Annotated in this window: 16 protein-coding genes and 1 pseudogene; 11 read left to right on the top strand and 6 right to left on the bottom strand. The window is 71.6% G+C overall.

Translation table 11 applies throughout. The features are described from left to right. Positions 1 to 32: 32 nt before the first annotated feature. Complete coding sequence (locus ACFUNE_RS09430; RefSeq protein WP_383564390.1) at positions 33 to 683, bottom strand: glycerophosphodiester phosphodiesterase; 651 nt, start codon at positions 681 to 683, stop codon at positions 33 to 35. A gap of 278 nt (positions 684 to 961) precedes the next feature. On the opposite strand from ACFUNE_RS09430, the gene ACFUNE_RS09435 reads away from it, so the two are divergent. From ACFUNE_RS09435 to ACFUNE_RS09445, 3 genes are read left to right on the top strand one after another with little or no spacing between them, the layout of a single operon-like run. Continuing rightward, complete coding sequence (locus tag ACFUNE_RS09435) at positions 962 to 2,359, top strand: DUF6421 family protein (protein ID WP_383564392.1); 1,398 nt, start codon at positions 962 to 964, stop codon at positions 2,357 to 2,359. A 26-nt stretch (positions 2,360 to 2,385) separates the two neighbouring features. Continuing rightward, positions 2,386 to 3,150 carry an SDR family NAD(P)-dependent oxidoreductase gene (locus ACFUNE_RS09440; protein WP_383564394.1) on the top strand — a complete coding sequence of 255 codons (765 nt, stop codon included), beginning with the start codon at positions 2,386 to 2,388 and terminating at the stop codon, positions 3,148 to 3,150. Further along, positions 3,129 to 4,211 carry a threonine aldolase family protein gene (locus ACFUNE_RS09445; RefSeq protein WP_383564396.1) on the top strand — a complete coding sequence of 361 codons (1,083 nt, stop codon included), beginning with the start codon at positions 3,129 to 3,131 and terminating at the stop codon, positions 4,209 to 4,211. Before ACFUNE_RS09440 ends, ACFUNE_RS09445 begins: the two co-directional genes overlap by 22 nt. 151 nt (positions 4,212 to 4,362) lie before the next feature. On the opposite strand, the gene ACFUNE_RS09450 is transcribed toward ACFUNE_RS09445, so the two are convergent. Beyond that, positions 4,363 to 5,085, bottom strand: coding sequence for a lysophospholipid acyltransferase family protein (locus tag ACFUNE_RS09450; RefSeq protein WP_383564398.1), 723 nt, complete (start codon positions 5,083 to 5,085; stop codon positions 4,363 to 4,365). A 219-nt stretch (positions 5,086 to 5,304) separates the two neighbouring features. Between ACFUNE_RS09450 and ACFUNE_RS09455 the strand changes: the two genes are divergently transcribed. The 5 genes from ACFUNE_RS09455 to ACFUNE_RS09475 all read left to right on the top strand — a co-directional run bounded on the left by ACFUNE_RS09455 (position 5,305) and on the right by ACFUNE_RS09475 (position 9,813). Then, positions 5,305 to 5,631, top strand: a complete 327-nt coding sequence (locus ACFUNE_RS09455; RefSeq protein ID WP_383564400.1) for a TlpA family protein disulfide reductase — start codon at positions 5,305 to 5,307, stop codon at positions 5,629 to 5,631. Between the two features lie 196 nt (positions 5,632 to 5,827). Continuing rightward, a complete protein-coding gene (locus ACFUNE_RS09460) occupies positions 5,828 to 6,334 on the top strand; it encodes a flavin reductase family protein (RefSeq protein ID WP_383564402.1) in 507 nt (168 codons plus the stop codon). Between the two features lie 202 nt (positions 6,335 to 6,536). Further along, positions 6,537 to 7,322: an electron transfer flavoprotein subunit beta/FixA family protein gene (locus ACFUNE_RS09465; RefSeq protein WP_383564404.1), complete on the top strand. Its 786-nt coding sequence runs from the start codon at positions 6,537 to 6,539 to the stop codon at positions 7,320 to 7,322. Between the two features lie 57 nt (positions 7,323 to 7,379). After that, on the top strand, positions 7,380 to 8,342 hold the full coding sequence (locus ACFUNE_RS09470; protein ID WP_383564406.1) for an electron transfer flavoprotein subunit alpha/FixB family protein: 963 nt from the start codon (positions 7,380 to 7,382) through the stop codon (positions 8,340 to 8,342). 172 nt (positions 8,343 to 8,514) lie between these two features. Next, entirely contained in the window at positions 8,515 to 9,813 is a 1,299-nt protein-coding gene (locus tag ACFUNE_RS09475) for a DUF6986 family protein (protein WP_383564408.1), read from the top strand. Positions 9,814 to 9,877: 64 nt separating this feature from the next. Here ACFUNE_RS09475 and ACFUNE_RS09480 read toward each other — a convergent pair whose 3' ends face one another. Continuing rightward, positions 9,878 to 10,906 (bottom strand): LacI family DNA-binding transcriptional regulator, encoded by a 1,029-nt coding sequence (locus tag ACFUNE_RS09480; protein ID WP_383564410.1) that lies wholly within the window; start codon positions 10,904 to 10,906, stop codon positions 9,878 to 9,880. 182 nt (positions 10,907 to 11,088) lie between these two features. On the opposite strand from ACFUNE_RS09480, the gene ACFUNE_RS09485 reads away from it, so the two are divergent. Further along, entirely contained in the window at positions 11,089 to 12,057 is a 969-nt protein-coding gene (locus ACFUNE_RS09485) for an ROK family protein (protein WP_383564412.1), read from the top strand. 23 nt (positions 12,058 to 12,080) lie between these two features. Here the strand turns inward: ACFUNE_RS09485 and ACFUNE_RS09490 are convergent, their stop codons facing one another. Continuing rightward, on the bottom strand, positions 12,081 to 12,266 hold the full coding sequence (locus tag ACFUNE_RS09490) for a hypothetical protein (RefSeq protein ID WP_383564414.1): 186 nt from the start codon (positions 12,264 to 12,266) through the stop codon (positions 12,081 to 12,083). A gap of 195 nt (positions 12,267 to 12,461) precedes the next feature. Here ACFUNE_RS09490 and ACFUNE_RS09495 point away from each other — a divergent pair, with 195 nt between their 5' ends. Continuing rightward, positions 12,462 to 13,505: an NUDIX domain-containing protein gene (locus tag ACFUNE_RS09495; RefSeq protein WP_383564416.1), complete on the top strand. Its 1,044-nt coding sequence runs from the start codon at positions 12,462 to 12,464 to the stop codon at positions 13,503 to 13,505. Between the two features lie 18 nt (positions 13,506 to 13,523). Here ACFUNE_RS09495 and ACFUNE_RS09500 read toward each other — a convergent pair whose 3' ends face one another. After that, complete coding sequence (locus tag ACFUNE_RS09500; protein WP_383564418.1) at positions 13,524 to 13,766, bottom strand: MBL fold metallo-hydrolase; 243 nt, start codon at positions 13,764 to 13,766, stop codon at positions 13,524 to 13,526. A gap of 62 nt (positions 13,767 to 13,828) precedes the next feature. Here ACFUNE_RS09500 and ACFUNE_RS09505 point away from each other — a divergent pair. Next, a pseudogene (locus ACFUNE_RS09505) lies at positions 13,829 to 13,951 on the top strand (hypothetical protein); the annotation flags it as partial. Positions 13,952 to 14,286: 335 nt separating this feature from the next. On the opposite strand, the gene ACFUNE_RS09510 reads toward ACFUNE_RS09505, so the two are convergent. Then, positions 14,287 to 15,651: a dipeptidase gene (locus ACFUNE_RS09510; protein WP_383564420.1), complete on the bottom strand. Its 1,365-nt coding sequence runs from the start codon at positions 15,649 to 15,651 to the stop codon at positions 14,287 to 14,289. Positions 15,652 to 15,772 lie beyond the last annotated feature (121 nt).

A 15,772-nucleotide genomic window follows, 5' to 3' on the forward strand; every position in this document is an offset into this window, starting at 1 on the left:
CGCGGGGGAGCGCCCGGGGTGCGCGGGCCGTCTCACGCGGTGAAGCGGCCCGCGCGCCGGATCTCCGGGTAGTCGGTCGTCGCGCCGTCCAGGCCGAGCGCACGGGCGAGGCGCAGGTGGTCCGGGGTGTTGACCACCCAGCCGATCACCTTCAGGCCCTCCGCGTGCGCCTGCTCGACCACCTCGAGTGTCAGGCGCCGGATGTTCAGGGCGAGCGTCGCGGCGCCCACCGCCTTCGCCCGGTCCACCACGTCGCTCTCCCAGCGGCTGGCGATGAGCACCGTCCGCACACCCGGTACCAGCTGCGCGATCTCGGCGACGGCCTCGTCGTGGAACGAGGACACCTCCACGCGCCCGGGCAGGTCGCGTCGCAGCATCACCTCGGCCAGCGCCCTGGCGGCCGCCACGTCCTTGATCTCGGCCTGGACGGGCGAGCCGACCGCATCGAGGACCTCCTCGAAGACGGGCACCCGCTCACCCTGTCCGGCGTCGAGCTCGCGGAGCTCCGCCAGGGTCTTGTCGGCGATCAGGCCCCGCCCGTCCGTCGTGCGGTCCACGGCGGCGTCGTGCATCACGGCGAGCGCGCCGTCCTTGCTGAGATGGAGATCCAGCTCGACCGCGTCCATGCCGGCCTGCTCCGCGTGCGCGAACGAGCGCAGCGTGTTCTCCGGTTCGACACCCATGACCCCGCGATGACCGATGGTGAGAAAAGTCAAGGCACTCCCGCTTCCGTCCGTCGTGTTGCCCCGCGTGCGGCACCTACCCACAGGGAACCAGTTCGCGCGTGCGGACGGCCACGGCCCGGCCGACCCGGCGGAAGAAGTTGCCGGAGGGAGGTGTGGCAGGAAAAATAACGGTGAACATGGGAGGCGGCAGGATAATCTTCTGCCCTCCACTTGTCTGAAGGAACCGGGCATGGATACGGTTGCTTGACGCGAGGTTCTCCCGTGAAGGAAGTGTCATGACGGAAATTCTTGAGCAAGCCACCGCCACCGGCGGGACGACCGCGGCCCAGCGGGTCGTGGAGCACCCTGCCTGGCCGTCGCTCAAGAGCGCCGTGGAGGAGCTCCGCCCCTGGCAGGCCGAGGACGGCTCCATAGACTTCCGGGCGGACGGCGCTCCGGCCCCCGAGGCGGCCACGGCCGTCGTCGAGCGTGTGGTCGCCGCGGTCGAGCAGCTCTCCCCGCTGCTCCCGCACGACGACGCATACCACCGTGCGCTCGTCGCCGACCTGCGCCGATGGGCCGCGGGCGGCTTCGACGTCCCGGACTTCCTCGACTCCCTGCTCGCCTTCCAGCCCGCGAAGGGCCGCGCCGACGGCCTCCAGCACCTGGTCGTGTTCGCGATGTACACGCAGAACGGGAATCCGGACCGCAATCTCGAAGCGGTCGTGCTGCGGATGGTGTGGCCCGAGTGGCTCGCCGACCTCGAGGCCACGCGCTACGACAACCCGCTGTTCTGCGGCATCACGTTCGAGGACTTCACCTCGGGATACGACACCAACTCCGCCGTGCTCTTCCCCGAGACCATCGCCGTGCGCGAGGCGCCGGAGCGCTTCAGCTGGGGCGGCATCTTCTGCGACCGCGAGGCAGCCCGCTTCCGCCGCGTGACCGAGGCGTCGGTCGACCTGCTGGGCCTGGAGCTGCCCGACGACATCCGGGAGATGCTCGGCGACCAGAAGCGCTGCGAGCAGGCCTTCGTGCTCTGGGACATGGTCCACGACCGCACGCACAGCCACGGCGACCTGCCGTTCGACCCCTTCATGATCAAGCAGCGCCAGCCGTTCTGGATGTACGGCCTCGAGGAGCTCCGCTGCGACCTCACCGCCTTCCGGGAGGCCGTGAAGCTGGAGGCCGACGGCTTCGGGCAGGGGCGTGACGTCCAGTTCGCCGTGCTCTTCGACCGGATGTTCCGCTTCCCCGTCACCGGCGAGCGCGTGCGCAACTACGACGGCCTCGGAGGCCAGCTCCTCTTCGCCTACCTCCACAAGCACGACGTCGTCCGCTGGACGGACAACACCCTCAAGATCGACTGGGCCCGGGCCCCGCAGGTCACCAACCAGCTCTGCGAAGAGATCGAGAAGCTCTACCGCGACGGCATCGACCGCCCCAAGCTGGTGCACTGGTTCGCGGCGTACGACCTGGTCTCGACCTATCTCTCACCCCACCCGGGATCCCGCTGGGCCAAGGGACCGGACGCCCTGGACCTCGATCAACCGCCTCGGAAGCTCGTCGACGACGTGCTTCCGGACGAGTTTCCCCTGAGCATGTTCTATGAGGCGCTCTCCAAGAAGCTGAAGCACGTGATCGCCTCGACCAAGGGGATCACTGCGGCGGAGGCCGGGCGGGCAGCTGCGTGAGCGCGGGTTCTGAGGAGGCGGTGGCGATGAACGGAACAGTCGGGGCCAACAGCGGTGTGCTCGAGGGCGCGGTGATCGCGGTGGCGGGTGCGGCGGGCCCTGCGGGCCGGGCGACCCTGCTCAGGCTCGCCGAGGCGGGAGCGACCGTGGTCGCCTCCGACGCGAATCCCGAGCGGCTCGTCGAAGCGGTCGACGCGGCTCGCTACGCCCACGGCGGAGCGACCGTCACCGGCGACACGGTCGATCTTCTCGACCCGGGGGCGGCGCGGGAGTGGGCCCTCAAGACCGAGAAGGAATTCGGACGCGTCGACGGCCTGGTCCACCTCGTCGGTGGCTGGCGCGGCGGCGCGGGCTTCGCGGACACCAGCCTCGCCGACTGGGACTTCCTCGAGAAACTGCTGATCCGTACCGTCCAGTCCACCTCGCTGGCCTTCCAGGAGGTGCTCCAGCGGAGCGACCGGGGCCGGTACCTGCTGATCAGCGCGGCCGGCGCCAGCAGCCCCACCGCCGGCAACGCGGCCTACGCCGCGTCCAAGGCGGCGGCCGAGGCCTGGACGCTCGCCCTCGCCGACGCCTTCCGCAAGGCGGGGGGCGACGCGGGCCCCACATCGGCTGCTGCGATCCTGGTGGTCAAGGCACTGGTGCACGACGCGATGCGCGCCGAGCGCCCGAATGCGAAGTTCGCGGGCTTCACGGACGTCAAGGAGCTGGCCGAGGCCATCGCCGGCGTCTGGGACGTGCCCGCCGGAGAAGTGAACGGAAAGCGTCTGTGGCTGACCCCGCAACCGTAAGGACCGACGCGCGACGTCACCACGACCCGCGGGTGCGCGGTTTCGCCAGTGACAACTACGCCGGAGTGCACCCGGAGGTTCTCGCCGCCCTCGCACTCGCCAACGGCGGCCATCAGGTCGCCTACGGCGAGGACGACTACACCGGGCACCTCCAGCGGATCATGCACAGCCATTTCGGCCCCACCGCCGAAGCCTTCCCGGTCTTCAACGGCACCGGAGCGAACGTCCTCGCCCTCCAGGCGCTGACCGACCGCTGGGGCGCCGTGATCTGCGCCGAGTCCGCCCACATCAACGTGGACGAGGGCGGGGCGCCGGAGCGGGTGGGCGGACTGAAGCTGCTCACCGTGCCGACAACGGACGGCAAGCTGACCCCGGAGCTCATCGACCGGGAGGCGTACGGCTGGGAGGACGAGCACCGGGCGATGCCGCAGGTCGTCTCGATCACCCAGAACACCGAGCTGGGCACCGTCTACACGCCCGACGAGATCCGGGCCGTCTGCGACCACGCCCACGAGCGGGGCATGAAGGTGCACCTCGACGGAGCCCGGATAGCGAACGCCGCCGCGTCGCTGGACGTGCCGATGCGTACGTTCACCAACACGGTGGGTGTCGACGTGCTCTCGTTCGGCGGCACCAAGAACGGCGCGCTCTTCGGCGAGGCCGTCGTGGTCCTGGACCCGGACTCCGTCCGGGCCATGAAGCATCTGCGCAAGCTGTCGATGCAGCTCGCCTCCAAGATGCGTTTCGTCTCGGTCCAGCTCGAGGCGCTCCTCGCGCGGGACCTCTGGCTGCGCAACGCACGCCACGCCAACGCCATGGCCCAGCGGCTCGCCGAGGGGGTCCGGGCGGTGGACGGTGTGGAGATCCTCCACCCGGTCCAGGCCAACGCGGTCTTCGCGCGGCTGCCGCACGAGGTGACCGAACGGCTGCAGAAGCGGTTCCGGTTCTACTTCTGGGACGAGAAGGCGGGGGACGTCCGCTGGATGTGCGCCTTCGACACCCGTGAGGACGATGTCGACGCCTTCCTGCTGGCGCTCAAGGAAGAGATGGCCCGGCAGTAGCGGAAACGCGTGTACGGCCGACCTGAGATGCGTTGCATCCGGTCGGCCGTACACGCGTTTCACGGGCCGGGCGCGGTGCGGAGGACGGGCCGCGGCGCGGCACGACGGCCCTCCGCGACCCGGCGTGACGTTTCCTCCGCCGTGCGGCCCGTCAGCCGTGCTCGCGCACCTCTGCGGGCGTCGGAGCCGTACCGCCGAGGTGCGCCGGTACCCACCAGGTGTCGGCCGCGTCCTTGGGCCGTACCGGATAGGAGCGCTGCGCCGCCTCGAGGAGCTCCTGGACGCGCTCGCGCAGACGGCGGGTGATCGCCCCCGCGTACTGGTCGGTGGGAGCCTCCATGGCCTCGCCCACGCGGATCGTGATCGGGGTGTGGCTGCGCCGGAAATTGCGCGGGCGCCCCTTGGTCCACAGCCGCTGGGTGCCCCACAGCGCCATCGGGATCAGCGGGACGCCGGCCTCCTGGGCCAGCCGCGCGGCGCCCGACTTGAAGCTCTTCAGTGTGAAGGACTGCGAGATGGTCGCCTCGGGGAACACACCGACGATCTCGCCCGAGCGCAGGGACGCGAGGGCGTGCGCGTAGGCGTCCTCGCCCTGGTTGCGGTCGACGGGGATGTGCTTCATGCCGCGCATCAGCGGTCCCGACACCTTGTGCCGGAACACCGACTCCTTCGCCATGAAGCGGACGAGCCGCTTCTGGGGGAGGGCGCCGAGTCCGGTGAAGATGAAGTCCAGATAGCTGATGTGGTTGCTGACCAGAACCGCGCCACCGGTCTTCGGGATGTGCTCCGAACCCTGGGTGTCGATCTTCAGGTCGAGCGCCTTGAACAGCGTGCGAGCGGCGCCGATGACCGGCCGATAGACGAGTTCTGCCATCTGGATGAAGACCCTTCTTCAATGCCTGGGGAGGGTTCTCCCGGCGGAAGTTACGCAGCCGTAGGTTTTCGGCATTGGGGCGATCGTGCCCCATGTGCGACGCCGTGGCCAGCCCCAAAGGGCCCGGGGCGGGAGATTCTCGTCACGTGAATCTTCCGGGAATGTAATGCGGTCGCAGGGTGCTGACGCTCTGCGCAGACATATGAGAGGGAGGCGGAGATGGGCGGGCAGACGAGTGCCGACACGTTGGACGCGGCTCAACTCGGCGCGGAACTGGGCAATCGGGCCACGCTGGTGCAGTTCTCCAGCGCGTTCTGCCAGCCGTGCCGTGCCACCCGGCGCACGCTCGCGGAGGTGGCGGGGATGGTCGAAGGCGTCACCCACGTCGAGATCGACGCCGAGGCGCATCTCGCGCTCGTACGCAGCCTGGGCATCAGCCGGACCCCCACGGTCCTGGTGCTCGACGCGACGGGCCGCGTCGTGCGCCGGGCGGCGGGTCAGCCCCGCACGGCGGACGTCGTCGCCGCACTGGGGCAGGCGATGTGACGGACCGTGACGCATCTCCCACATGACGGGACACACTTGACTGTGCGCACCACGCATCGTCACTCTGACGCTATGCCGCCAGAACTCCTTCTCTTCGGCCGGGTCCATGTCGACCTCGTGCGCCACGCGAGCGCGCGCTGTCCGGGTGCCTGAAGAACCCACGGACCCGTACGCCTCCTCGCAGAAGGATCTCTCCATGACGGCTTCGCCCGATCTCGGCACTCCACGGACCGCCGACCCCGACCTCCTCCGCTCCGTCTTCCGGCAGCACGCCGCCGGAGTGGCCGTGATCACCGCAGCGGGAGAGGGCCCCGTCGGTTTCACCGCGACCTCGCTCAACTCGGTCGCCGCCGAGCCTCCGCTCATCTCCTTCGGTGTGGGCACCTCGTCCTCCAGCTGGCCCGTCGTCGCGGGGGCGGAGCACGTCGGAGTGCACATACTCGGCGAGGACCAGCGGGAGCTGGCGGCGACGTTCGCACGCAGCGGGGCCGACCGGTTCGGCCCGGCCACCGACTGGCGCACCGGCCCGGAGGGGGTGCCTCTCCTCGGGGGAGTGGTGGCCTGGCTGGTCTGCCGGGTGGTGACCCGGATCCCGGCGGGCGACCACCGCATCGTGATCGCCCAGGTGGTGGCCGGGGACCCCTCCGGAGGAGGCCGGCCGCTGGTCTACCACCAGGGCCGATTCACCGCTCTGCGAGACTGAGCGCGAGCAAGCCGCCACCAGGGACCGGTCGTTGGCTACGTCACAGTTCCAAGCGCTTGCTTATGGGTAACGTACTGGGTGTACTGGCGAGTAATATTTCAGTCGCCGGGCCCGGTCGCCCCGACCGGAAACCGCCCGATAAGGCGCCTATGCTGCGTGCAACAAGGCAGCCCAGAAATGACGATGCAGTAGGAGAGCCGGCGTGAGCTTGAGGATCGTTGTCTGTGTGAAGTACGTGCCCGACGCCACTGGCGACCGGCATTTCGCCGATGACCTGACCCTGGACCGTGACGACGTCGACGGTCTGCTGTCGGAGCTCGACGAGTACGCGGTCGAGCAGGCGCTGCAGATCGCCGGCGAGGCGGACGACGCGGAGATCACCGTCCTCACGGTGGGTCCCGAGGACGCCAAGGACGCGCTGCGCAAGGCGCTGTCCATGGGCGCCGACAAGGCCGTCCACGTCGAGGACGACGACCTGCACGGCACCGACGTCATCGGCACCTCCCTGGTGCTGGCCAAGGCCGTCGAGAAGACCGGTTACGACCTGGTCATCTGCGGCATGGCGTCGACGGACGGCACCATGGGCGTCCTTCCGGCGCTGCTCGCGGAGCGCCTCGGCGTCCCGCAGGTCACGCTGCTCTCCGAGGTCTCGGTCGAGGGCGGCTCGGTCAAGGGCCGCCGTGACGGCGACACCGCGAGCGAGCAGCTCGAGGCGTCCCTCCCCGCGGTCGTCTCCGTGACCGACCAGTCGGGCGAGGCCCGCTACCCGTCGTTCAAGGGCATCATGGCGGCCAAGAAGAAGCCGGTCGAGTCCCTGGACCTCGAGGACCTCGAGATCGAGGCGGACGAGGTCGGGCTGGGCGGCTCCTGGACCGCGGTCGACTCCGCGGCCGAGCGTCCCGCCCGCACGGCGGGCACGATCGTCAAGGACGAGGGCGAGGGCGGCAAGCAGCTGGCCGAGTTCCTCGCGGGCCAGAAGTTCATCTGAGCCCCGGTCGTCCCCTTCACCGCCCCGCCTCTTTCGCACGCAGGAGATTGAAGTCCCATGGCTGAAGTTCTCGTCTATGTCGACCACGTGGACGGTGCCGTCCGCAAGCCCACCCTGGAGCTGCTGACGCTCGCCCGCCGTATCGGCGAGCCGGTCGCCGTCGCGCTCGGCAACGGTGCCGCCGACACCGCCGCCGTGCTCGCCGAGCACGGCGCGGTCAAGGTGCTGACCGCCGACGCGCCGGAGTTCTCCGACTACCTCGTCGTGCCGAAGGTGGACGCGCTCCAGGCCGCCTACGACGCGGTGTCCCCGGCCGCCGTGCTGCTGCCCTCCTCGGCCGAGGCCAAGGAGATCGCGGCCCGCCTCGCGCTGCGCACCGGCTCCGGCATCATCACCGACGCCGTGGACCTGGAGGCCGGTGACTCCGGCCCGGTCGCCACGCAGTCGGCGTTCGCCGCCTCCTACACCACGAAGTCCCGTGTCTCCAAGGGCACTCCGGTCATCACGGTCAAGCCGAACTCGGCCGCCGTCGAGGCCGCCCCGGCCGCGGGCGCCGTCGAGGCCCTCGCCGTCACCTTCTCCGCGACGGCCACCGGCACCAAGGTCCTCTCCCGCACCCCGCGCGAGTCGACCGGGCGCCCGGACCTGACCGAGGCCGCGATCGTCGTCTCCGGCGGCCGCGGAGTCAACGGCGCGGAGAACTTCGCGATCATCGAGGCGCTCGCCGACTCCCTCGGCGCGGCCGTCGGTGCCTCCCGCGCCGCGGTCGACGCCGGCTGGTACCCGCACACCAACCAGGTCGGCCAGACCGGCAAGAGCGTGTCCCCGCAGCTGTACATCGCCTCCGGCATCTCCGGCGCGATCCAGCACCGGGCCGGCATGCAGACGTCCAAGACCATCGTCGCGGTCAACAAGGACGCCGAAGCCCCGATCTTCGACCTCGTCGACTACGGCGTCGTCGGCGACCTCTTCAACGTGGTCCCCCAGCTCACCGACGAGGTCAAGTCCCGCAAGGGCTGACCCGGCAGGAGCTCTGCCCGTACGACGGCCCGGGGCCGCGTGGTGTCCTCACCACGCGGCCCCGGGCCGTTTCCGATCACCATTGACGCACGACCAGGAGACTTATAACTTCACTATGCGGATGAAAGATTCCGGGAAGTGGAAATCACTGAACACGTGGAGGGTGACGGTCATGGGTCAGCAGGAGAAGGTGGCAACGAGCCTCGCCGGCGCGGTCGGTCAGGACATCAGCGCCTCCCTCACAGCGGTGGACGCCGAACTCGCCCGCCGCTACCCGGGGGACCCCGGTACACGCCAGCCCGTCCACACCGTCTACGTCCCCGCCGACGCCTTCACCGCCACCACCCTGCGCACCTGGGGCGACCAGGCGCTGGCGGCGCTCGACGAGCACGCCCCCGACGCCTCCGCGTTCGCCGGGGTGCTCGGCATCCCCCAGGAGCTCGCCGTACCCGTCCACGACCGGGTCCGCGCCAAGCTGGAGCGTGAGCCGGTCGAGGACCTGCGCATCGACTTCGAGGACGGCTACGGACCGCGACCGGACGCCGAGGAGGACGAGGCCGCCGCGCGTGCGGCGCGCCTGGTCGCGCAGGCGTACGCCGACGGGACGGCGGCCCCGTACACGGGCATCCGGATGAAGTGCATGGAAGCCGCTGTGCGCGACCGGGGCATCAGGACCACCGACATCTTTCTCACCGGCCTGATGAGGGCCGGAGGCCTCCCCGAGGGGCTCGTCCTGACGCTGCCCAAGGTGACGTACCCCGAACAGGTCTCCGCCTTCGTGCGGCTCCTGGAGGCCTTCGAGGAGACCCACGGCCTGCCGGCCGGGCGCATCGGGTTCGAGATCCAGATCGAGACGAGCCAGTCGATCCTCGCCGCCGACGGCACCGCCGCGGTGGCCCGCATGATCGACGCCGCGCGGGGGCGGGCGACCGGCCTGCACTACGGGACCTTCGACTACAGCGCGTGCGTCGGTGTCAGCCCCGCCTACCAGGCCGGCGACCACCCCGCCGCCGACCACGCCAAGGCCGTCATGCAGGTCGCCGCCGCGGGCACCGGTGTGAGGGTCTGCGACGGCTCCACGAACGTCCTCCCGGTCGGACCCACCGCCCAGGTCCACGACGCCTGGCGGCTCCACTACGGCCTCACCCGCCGTGCCCTGGCCCGCGCCTACTACCAGGGCTGGGACATGCACCCGGGGCATCTGCCCACCCGCTACGCCGCCGTGTACACCTTCTACCGCGAGGGCCTCGGCCAGGCAGCGGGCCGTCTCGCCGCCTACGTCGCCAAGGCGGGCGGGGACGTCATGGACGAGCCCGCGACCGCGAAGGCGCTCAGCGGCTACCTGCTGCGCGGCATCGACTGCGGAGCGCTGGACACCGACGAGGTCACCGGCCTCACCGGTCTGAGCCGCGCGGATCTGGACGGCTTCGCCTCGCCCCGCCGCGGCGGGCTGACCGTGACGGCGCCGTAGGCCCTCCGGGGCGGTGACGGCGCCGTACCCCCTCCCGGGCGGTGACGGCGCCGTTCGGTCCGCCTCAGGCGGGCGGCAGCTCCCCCGAGCCGCGGGGGATGAGCCTGGTGGGGAGCTCCACCCTCGCGGGGGCGTGCGCGGCGCCGTCCAGGCGGCGGAACAGGTGTTCCGCCGCGGTGCGGCCGACCGCCGCGGCGTCCTGCGAGATCACCGTGATGCCGAGCAGGTCGGCCAGCTCGATGTCGTCGAAGCCGACCAGGGCGATCCTGCGGTCGCACTCGGCCAGGACGCGGACGGCGGTGACCGTCACACGGTTGTTGCCCGCGAAGAGCGCGGTCACCGGCTCGGGGCCGCTCAGCATGGTCTCGGCTGCCGCCCTGACCCGCGCCGGGTCGGTCGGCCCGAGGGAGACCCAGGCGTCCTCGACCTCGATCCCGGCGTCGGACAGGGCCGCGTGATAGCCGCGCAGACGTTCCGTCGCGGTGTGGATCCGCGGCTGGTCGCCGATGAACCCGATCCTGCGGTGGCCGTGCGCGATCAGATGGGCGACCCCCGCGCGTGCGCCGCCGAAGCTGTCCGAGAGGACCATGTCCGCGTCCACCCGGCCCGCCGGGCGGTCGACGAACACGGTGGCGATGCCCGCCTTCATCTCGGGTTCGAGATAGCGGTGGTCGTCACCGGCCGGGATCACGATGAGGCCGTCCACCCGGCGGGCGCAGAGCGCGAGGACGAGCTCCTGCTCGCGCTCGGGGTCCTCGGCGCTGGAGCCGTTGATCAGCAGCGCGCCGTGGGCGCGGGCCACTTCCTCCACGGCGCGGCTCAGCGGGCCGTAGAAGGGGTCGGCCAGGTCCTCCAGCACCAGGCCGATGGAAGCGGTACGCCCCTTGCGCAGGACGCGCGCGCTGTCGTTGCGCCGGAACCCGAGAGCCTCGATCGCCTCCTGGACGCGGCGCTCGGTGTCGGGGGTGACCCCGGGCTCGCTGTTCACCACGCGTGAGACCGTCTTGAGGCCCACTCCGGCACGGGCTGCCACATCCTTCATGGTCGGCCTGTTGCCGTAGCGGGACTCGGAATGGCGGGCGGTCTCGGCCACGGTGCGCTGTCCTGTCGTCGGGAACGGGTGATTCCGGACCCCGCCGGGTGGTGCCGGGGAGGGCCGGATGCTGTGGCGTCGAGCATAGGCCCTGGACAACGTTGTCAAGAGAATGGAGACTGGGTGGACCATCTGACTGAAGACGCAGGTCCTGCGCCCCACCCTCCGGAGAGTCCACACCGATGCTTACCGACCTCGTCGCCGCGCTCGACATCGGCGGTACCAAGATCGCCGGAGCGTTGGTGGACGGCGGCGGTTCCCTCCTCGTGCGGGCACAGCGCCCGACGCCCGCCCGTGAGGGCGCCGAGGCCGTGATGGGCGCGGTGGGCGATGTCCTGGCGGAGCTGACGGCCTCCCCGCTGTGGCACCGGGCCGGCGCGGTGGGCATCGGCTCCGCGGGGCCCGTGGACGCCTCGGCCGGCACGGTCAGTCCGGTCAACGTCCCGGGCTGGCGCGACTTCCCGCTGGTCGACCGGGTGGCGGCGGCGACCGGCGGACTTCCGGTCACGCTCGTCGGCGACGGGGTCGCGATGACGGCGGCCGAACACTGGCTGGGCGCCGCCCGCGGCTACGACAACGCGCTGTGCCTGGTCGTCTCCACCGGCGTCGGCGGTGGCCTCGTACTCGGAGGAAAGCTGCACCCCGGCCCCTCCGGCAACGCCGGTCACATCGGTCACATCAGCGTCGACCTGGACGGCGACCTCTGCCCCTGCGGCGCGCGCGGATGCGTGGAGCGCCTCGCCAGCGGACCGAACATCGCCCGGCGGGCCCTGGAGAACGGCTGGCGCCCCGGCCCGGACGGCGATGCCACGGCAGCGGCGGTGGCCGCCGCCGCGCGGGCCGGTGACCCGGTCGCCGCAGCCTCCTTCGAGAGGGCCGCCCAGGCACTCGCCGCCGGCATCGCCGCCACCGCCACCCTGACCGACATCGACATCGCCGTGATCGGCGGAGGGGTCGCCGGTGCGGGCGAGGTGCTCTTCGCGCCGCTGCGCAGGTCCCTGCGCGACTACGCGACCCTCTCCTTCGTCCAGGGCCTCACCGTGACCTCCGCGGTGATGGGCACCGACGCGGGCCTGGTGGGCGCGGCGGCCGCGGCCTCGACGGTCCGCCCCGGCATCGCGAACGGCGTGCGGGCCGTCGCCGCGCCGTAGCCCCCACCGGCAGGGGCCTCGTGTCAGCGGCCGCGGTCCGCGGGCTGCTGCGGCTGCTGGGGCACCACCACCAGGAAGGCGTCCCGCTCCAGGTCCATCACGACTTCGGCCGCCACGCCCTCGCCCCGGCGGGCCGCCGCGAACTCCTCGGCGGGCCGGCTGCCCCGCGGCCCTCCCGCGGGAAACTGCTCAAGTACCGTGCGACGCACCGCGTATCCCCTCGTCGTTCCAGTGACTGACCGCTCCAACGACGTCCGCCGTCCCCCGTTACGGCAGTGCGACCGCCCGGGCCCGTACCGTGGAATGCCCCCGGCGGACGCGCCGGCGCAACCGCATCACCCCCGCGGGTTTCCGGAGCGGGGTGATGCGGGCAAGCCACAGGGGGCTACGGAAGAGGGGGAACCGTGATCGTCTGGATCAACGGTGCGTTCAGTGCGGGCAAGACCAGCGCCGCGTGCGAACTGATCGATCTGATCCCGAACAGCACCTTCTACGACCCCGGACTCACCGGCGGGGGGCTGCGTAGGCTGCTGCCCCAGAAGAAGCTCGCCGAGGTGACCGACTTCCAGGACCTGCCGATCTGGCGGCGCATGGTGGTCGACACGGCCGCCGCGCTCCTCGCCGAACTCCCCGGGGTGCTGGTGGTGCCGATGACCCTGCTCCGGCAGGACTACCGCGACGAGATCTTCGGCGGACTCGCCTCCAGGCGCATCCCGGTGCGCCATGTGCTGCTCGCACCGGACGAAACGATCCTGCGGAGACGGATAGCCGAGCGCGAGGAATGCGCCGGAGACCCCGAGCACAGCGAGCGGATCCGGCAGTGGGCGTACGAGCACATCGAGCCCTACCGTGCGGCGCTCGGGTGGATCGGGGCGGACGCCCACACGATCGACACCAGCGCCCTCACCCCGTACGAGACGGCCGAGCGCATCGCCGAAGCGCTGCGCAGCGGTGAGGCCAGGGAGTGCGGGATAGTCCAGACCCCCGAGCCGCGTGCGGAGACCGTGGCATCCGGGGTGCTGCTCTTCGACGAGGAGGACAGGGTGCTGCTCGTCGACCCCACCTACAAACCCGGCTGGGAGTTCCCCGGCGGCGTGGTGGAGCCGGGAGAGGCCCCGGCGCAGGCGGGCATCCGGGAGGTCGCGGAGGAGCTCGGGCTTCGCCTGGACACGGTTCCGAAGCTCCTGGTGGTCGACTGGGAGGCACCGAAGCCGCCCGCGTACGGAGGACTGCGCTTCCTGTTCGACGGCGGCCGCCTCTGCGGTGACGAGGCCGGACAGCTGCTGCTGCCGGGTTCCGAGCTGCGCGGCTGGCGGTTCGTCACCGAGGAGGAAGCGGCCGGCATGCTCCCGCCGACCCGCTTCGAGCGGCTCCGCTGGGCGCTGCGGGCCCGCGAGCGGTCCACCGTGCTGAATCTGGAGGCCGGGGTGCCCGTGGGCGGCCGGTAGCCCCCTGGGGGCCGCCGTTCACCCGGCGGCAGCCCGCAGGACCGCCGCCGTGCCGACGGTGACCGGGGCGCCGAAGCAGGCGACGGCGGGCGACAGGGCGGCGAGCCGGCGGAAGGACGACCGCGGGTGCGTGTGGCCGGTGTTGAACACTCCCTGCATCACCCGGCCCACCCCGGCCACGGCGTCCCCGGTGCACAGCACGACGTCGCGCGGCAGGTGAACGGCGATGGAGCCGGGAGTGCGCCCGGGGGAGTGCGCCACCCGCGCGCCGGCATCGCCTCACCCACGGCCACCGCGACCACTACGGGGCCGCCCAGGAGCTCGCGGACCGCCACGGCTGCGAGGTCCTTGCCCACCGGTCGGACGCCCCGTCGTCCGGAGCGGGGAACGCGCGCCCGACCCCGTGCTGCACGACTGGGAACGGCCCCGGTACGCCCATGCGCTGACGGTCCCCGAGGCGCCGCCCACACGGGTCGACCACGAGCTGGAGGACGGTGGCGAGCTCCCCTTCGGGCCGGATCCGGCCCGGATCCAGGCCCAGCCGGCGCACGCCGTCCTCGATCGCGCCGGCCGCGCGCACGCCGCCCGCGTCGATCAGGGTCAGGTCCGCCCCGTCACGCCACAGGTAGGCCCGGCCGATGGGGAAGCGGAACATGTGCAGCTGAGGGAGGGAGTACCTCGACGGTGTCCATGCGGCGAACGTACGGAGGCCAGGAGGGCGCCGCCCGGAATTCCGCTCCGGGCGACTTCGCCCGGAGCGAACTCCCGGGGCCCGTGGGCCTCAGGCCTTCTTGGAGTCCGCGTAGTTGCGCAGGAACAGCGCCTCGGCGACCGAGAGCCGCTCGAGCTCCTGGGGGGACACGCTCTCGTTCACCGCGTGGATCTGGGCCTCGGGCTCGCTCAGCCCGATGAGCAGGATCTCCGCCTCCGGGTAGAGCGCGGCCAGGGTGTTGCAGAGGGGGATGGAGCCGCCCATGCCGGACGACTGCATCTCCTCACCCGGATAGGCCAGCCGCATGGCGTCGGCCATCGAGGTGTAGGCCGGGCTGGTGGTGTCCGCGCGGAACGGCTGTCCCTGGCCGACCTGTTCGACCGAGACCCGCGCACCCCAGGGAGCGTGCGACTCCAGGTGTGCGGTCAGCAGCTTCGTCGCCTCGGTGGCGTCCTGGCCGGGCGGCACCCGCAGACTGATCTGCGCCCGGGCGCTCGCCTGCAGCGACGGCGTGGCGCCGACGACCGGCGGGCAGTCGATGCCGACGACGGTGACCGCGGGCCGGGCCCAGATGCGGTCGGCGACCGTGCCGGTCCCGATGAGCTCCACGCCGTCGAGCACCTTGGCGTCGTTGCGGAACTCGTCCACCGGATACTGCAGGCCGTCCCACTCCGTCCCGGCCGTGAGTCCGTCGACCGTGGTCGTGCCGTCCTCGGCCCGCAGCGACGCAAGCAGCTGGATCATCGCCGCCAGGGCGTCGGGGGCCGCGCCGCCGAACTGCCCGGAGTGCAGGTTCCCTTCGAGCGTGTCCAGCTTCACCCGCAGCATGGTCATGCCCCGCAGGGTCGCGGTGACGGTGGGCAGTCCGACGCGGAAGTTCCCGGTGTCACCGATGACGATCGTGTCGGCGGCCAGCAGCTCCGGGTGCGCCTCGGCGTACCGTTCGAGGCCGCCGGTGCCCTGCTCCTCCGAGCCCTCCGCGATCACCTTGACCGAGACCGGGACGCCGCCGTTCGCCTTGAGCGCGCGCAGTGCGAGCAGATGCATGATGAACCCGCCCTTGCAGTCCGCGGCCCCCCGCCCGAACCAGCGGCCGTCCCGCTCCGTCAGCTCGAACGGCGGGGAGAGCCACGCGGACTCGTCCAGCGGCGGCTGCACGTCGTAGTGCGCGTAGAGCAGCACCGTGGGCGCGCCGGCCGGGCCGGGGAGGTAGCCGTAGACCGACTGGGTCCCGTCGGGGGTGTCGACCAGGGCGACGTCCTGGAAGTCCTCGGCGCGCAGCGCGTCCGCCACCCATCCGGCCGCCGCCTCGCACTCGCTCACGGGGAACTGTGCGGGGTCCGCCACCGACCTGAAGCCCACCAACTCGGCGAGCTCCGCCTTCGCGCGGGGCATCAGCGAGGAAACGGTCTCGGAAATCGGACGGGCGGTCATGGGCACGCTCCTCGTGGGTGCGACGTTAGGACTATGGCGCGGTGTGTACGCGGCCGGGTGCGACGCCGTGGATGCGGCGTTGCGTGTACGACGAATTCATGGCTGATCCTCCCACAGCGGA

Source organism: Streptomyces sp. NPDC057287 (assembly GCF_042667905.1).
Taxonomy (GTDB): Bacteria; Actinomycetota; Actinomycetes; order Streptomycetales; family Streptomycetaceae; genus Streptomyces.

Coding starts and splice junctions, on each gene's coding strand:
- ACFUNE_RS09430 (WP_383564390.1), bottom strand. CDS start 683: ATGGGTGTCGAACCGGAGAACACGCTGCGCTCGTTCGCGCACGCGGAG.
- ACFUNE_RS09435 (WP_383564392.1), top strand. CDS start 962: ATGACGGAAATTCTTGAGCAAGCCACCGCCACCGGCGGGACGACCGCG.
- ACFUNE_RS09440 (WP_383564394.1), top strand. CDS start 2,386: ATGAACGGAACAGTCGGGGCCAACAGCGGTGTGCTCGAGGGCGCGGTG.
- ACFUNE_RS09450 (WP_383564398.1), bottom strand. CDS start 5,085: ATGGCAGAACTCGTCTATCGGCCGGTCATCGGCGCCGCTCGCACGCTG.
- ACFUNE_RS09455 (WP_383564400.1), top strand. CDS start 5,305: ATGGGCGGGCAGACGAGTGCCGACACGTTGGACGCGGCTCAACTCGGC.
- ACFUNE_RS09460 (WP_383564402.1), top strand. CDS start 5,828: ATGACGGCTTCGCCCGATCTCGGCACTCCACGGACCGCCGACCCCGAC.
- ACFUNE_RS09470 (WP_383564406.1), top strand. CDS start 7,380: ATGGCTGAAGTTCTCGTCTATGTCGACCACGTGGACGGTGCCGTCCGC.
- ACFUNE_RS09475 (WP_383564408.1), top strand. CDS start 8,515: ATGGGTCAGCAGGAGAAGGTGGCAACGAGCCTCGCCGGCGCGGTCGGT.
- ACFUNE_RS09485 (WP_383564412.1), top strand. CDS start 11,089: ATGCTTACCGACCTCGTCGCCGCGCTCGACATCGGCGGTACCAAGATC.
- ACFUNE_RS09510 (WP_383564420.1), bottom strand. CDS start 15,651: ATGACCGCCCGTCCGATTTCCGAGACCGTTTCCTCGCTGATGCCCCGC.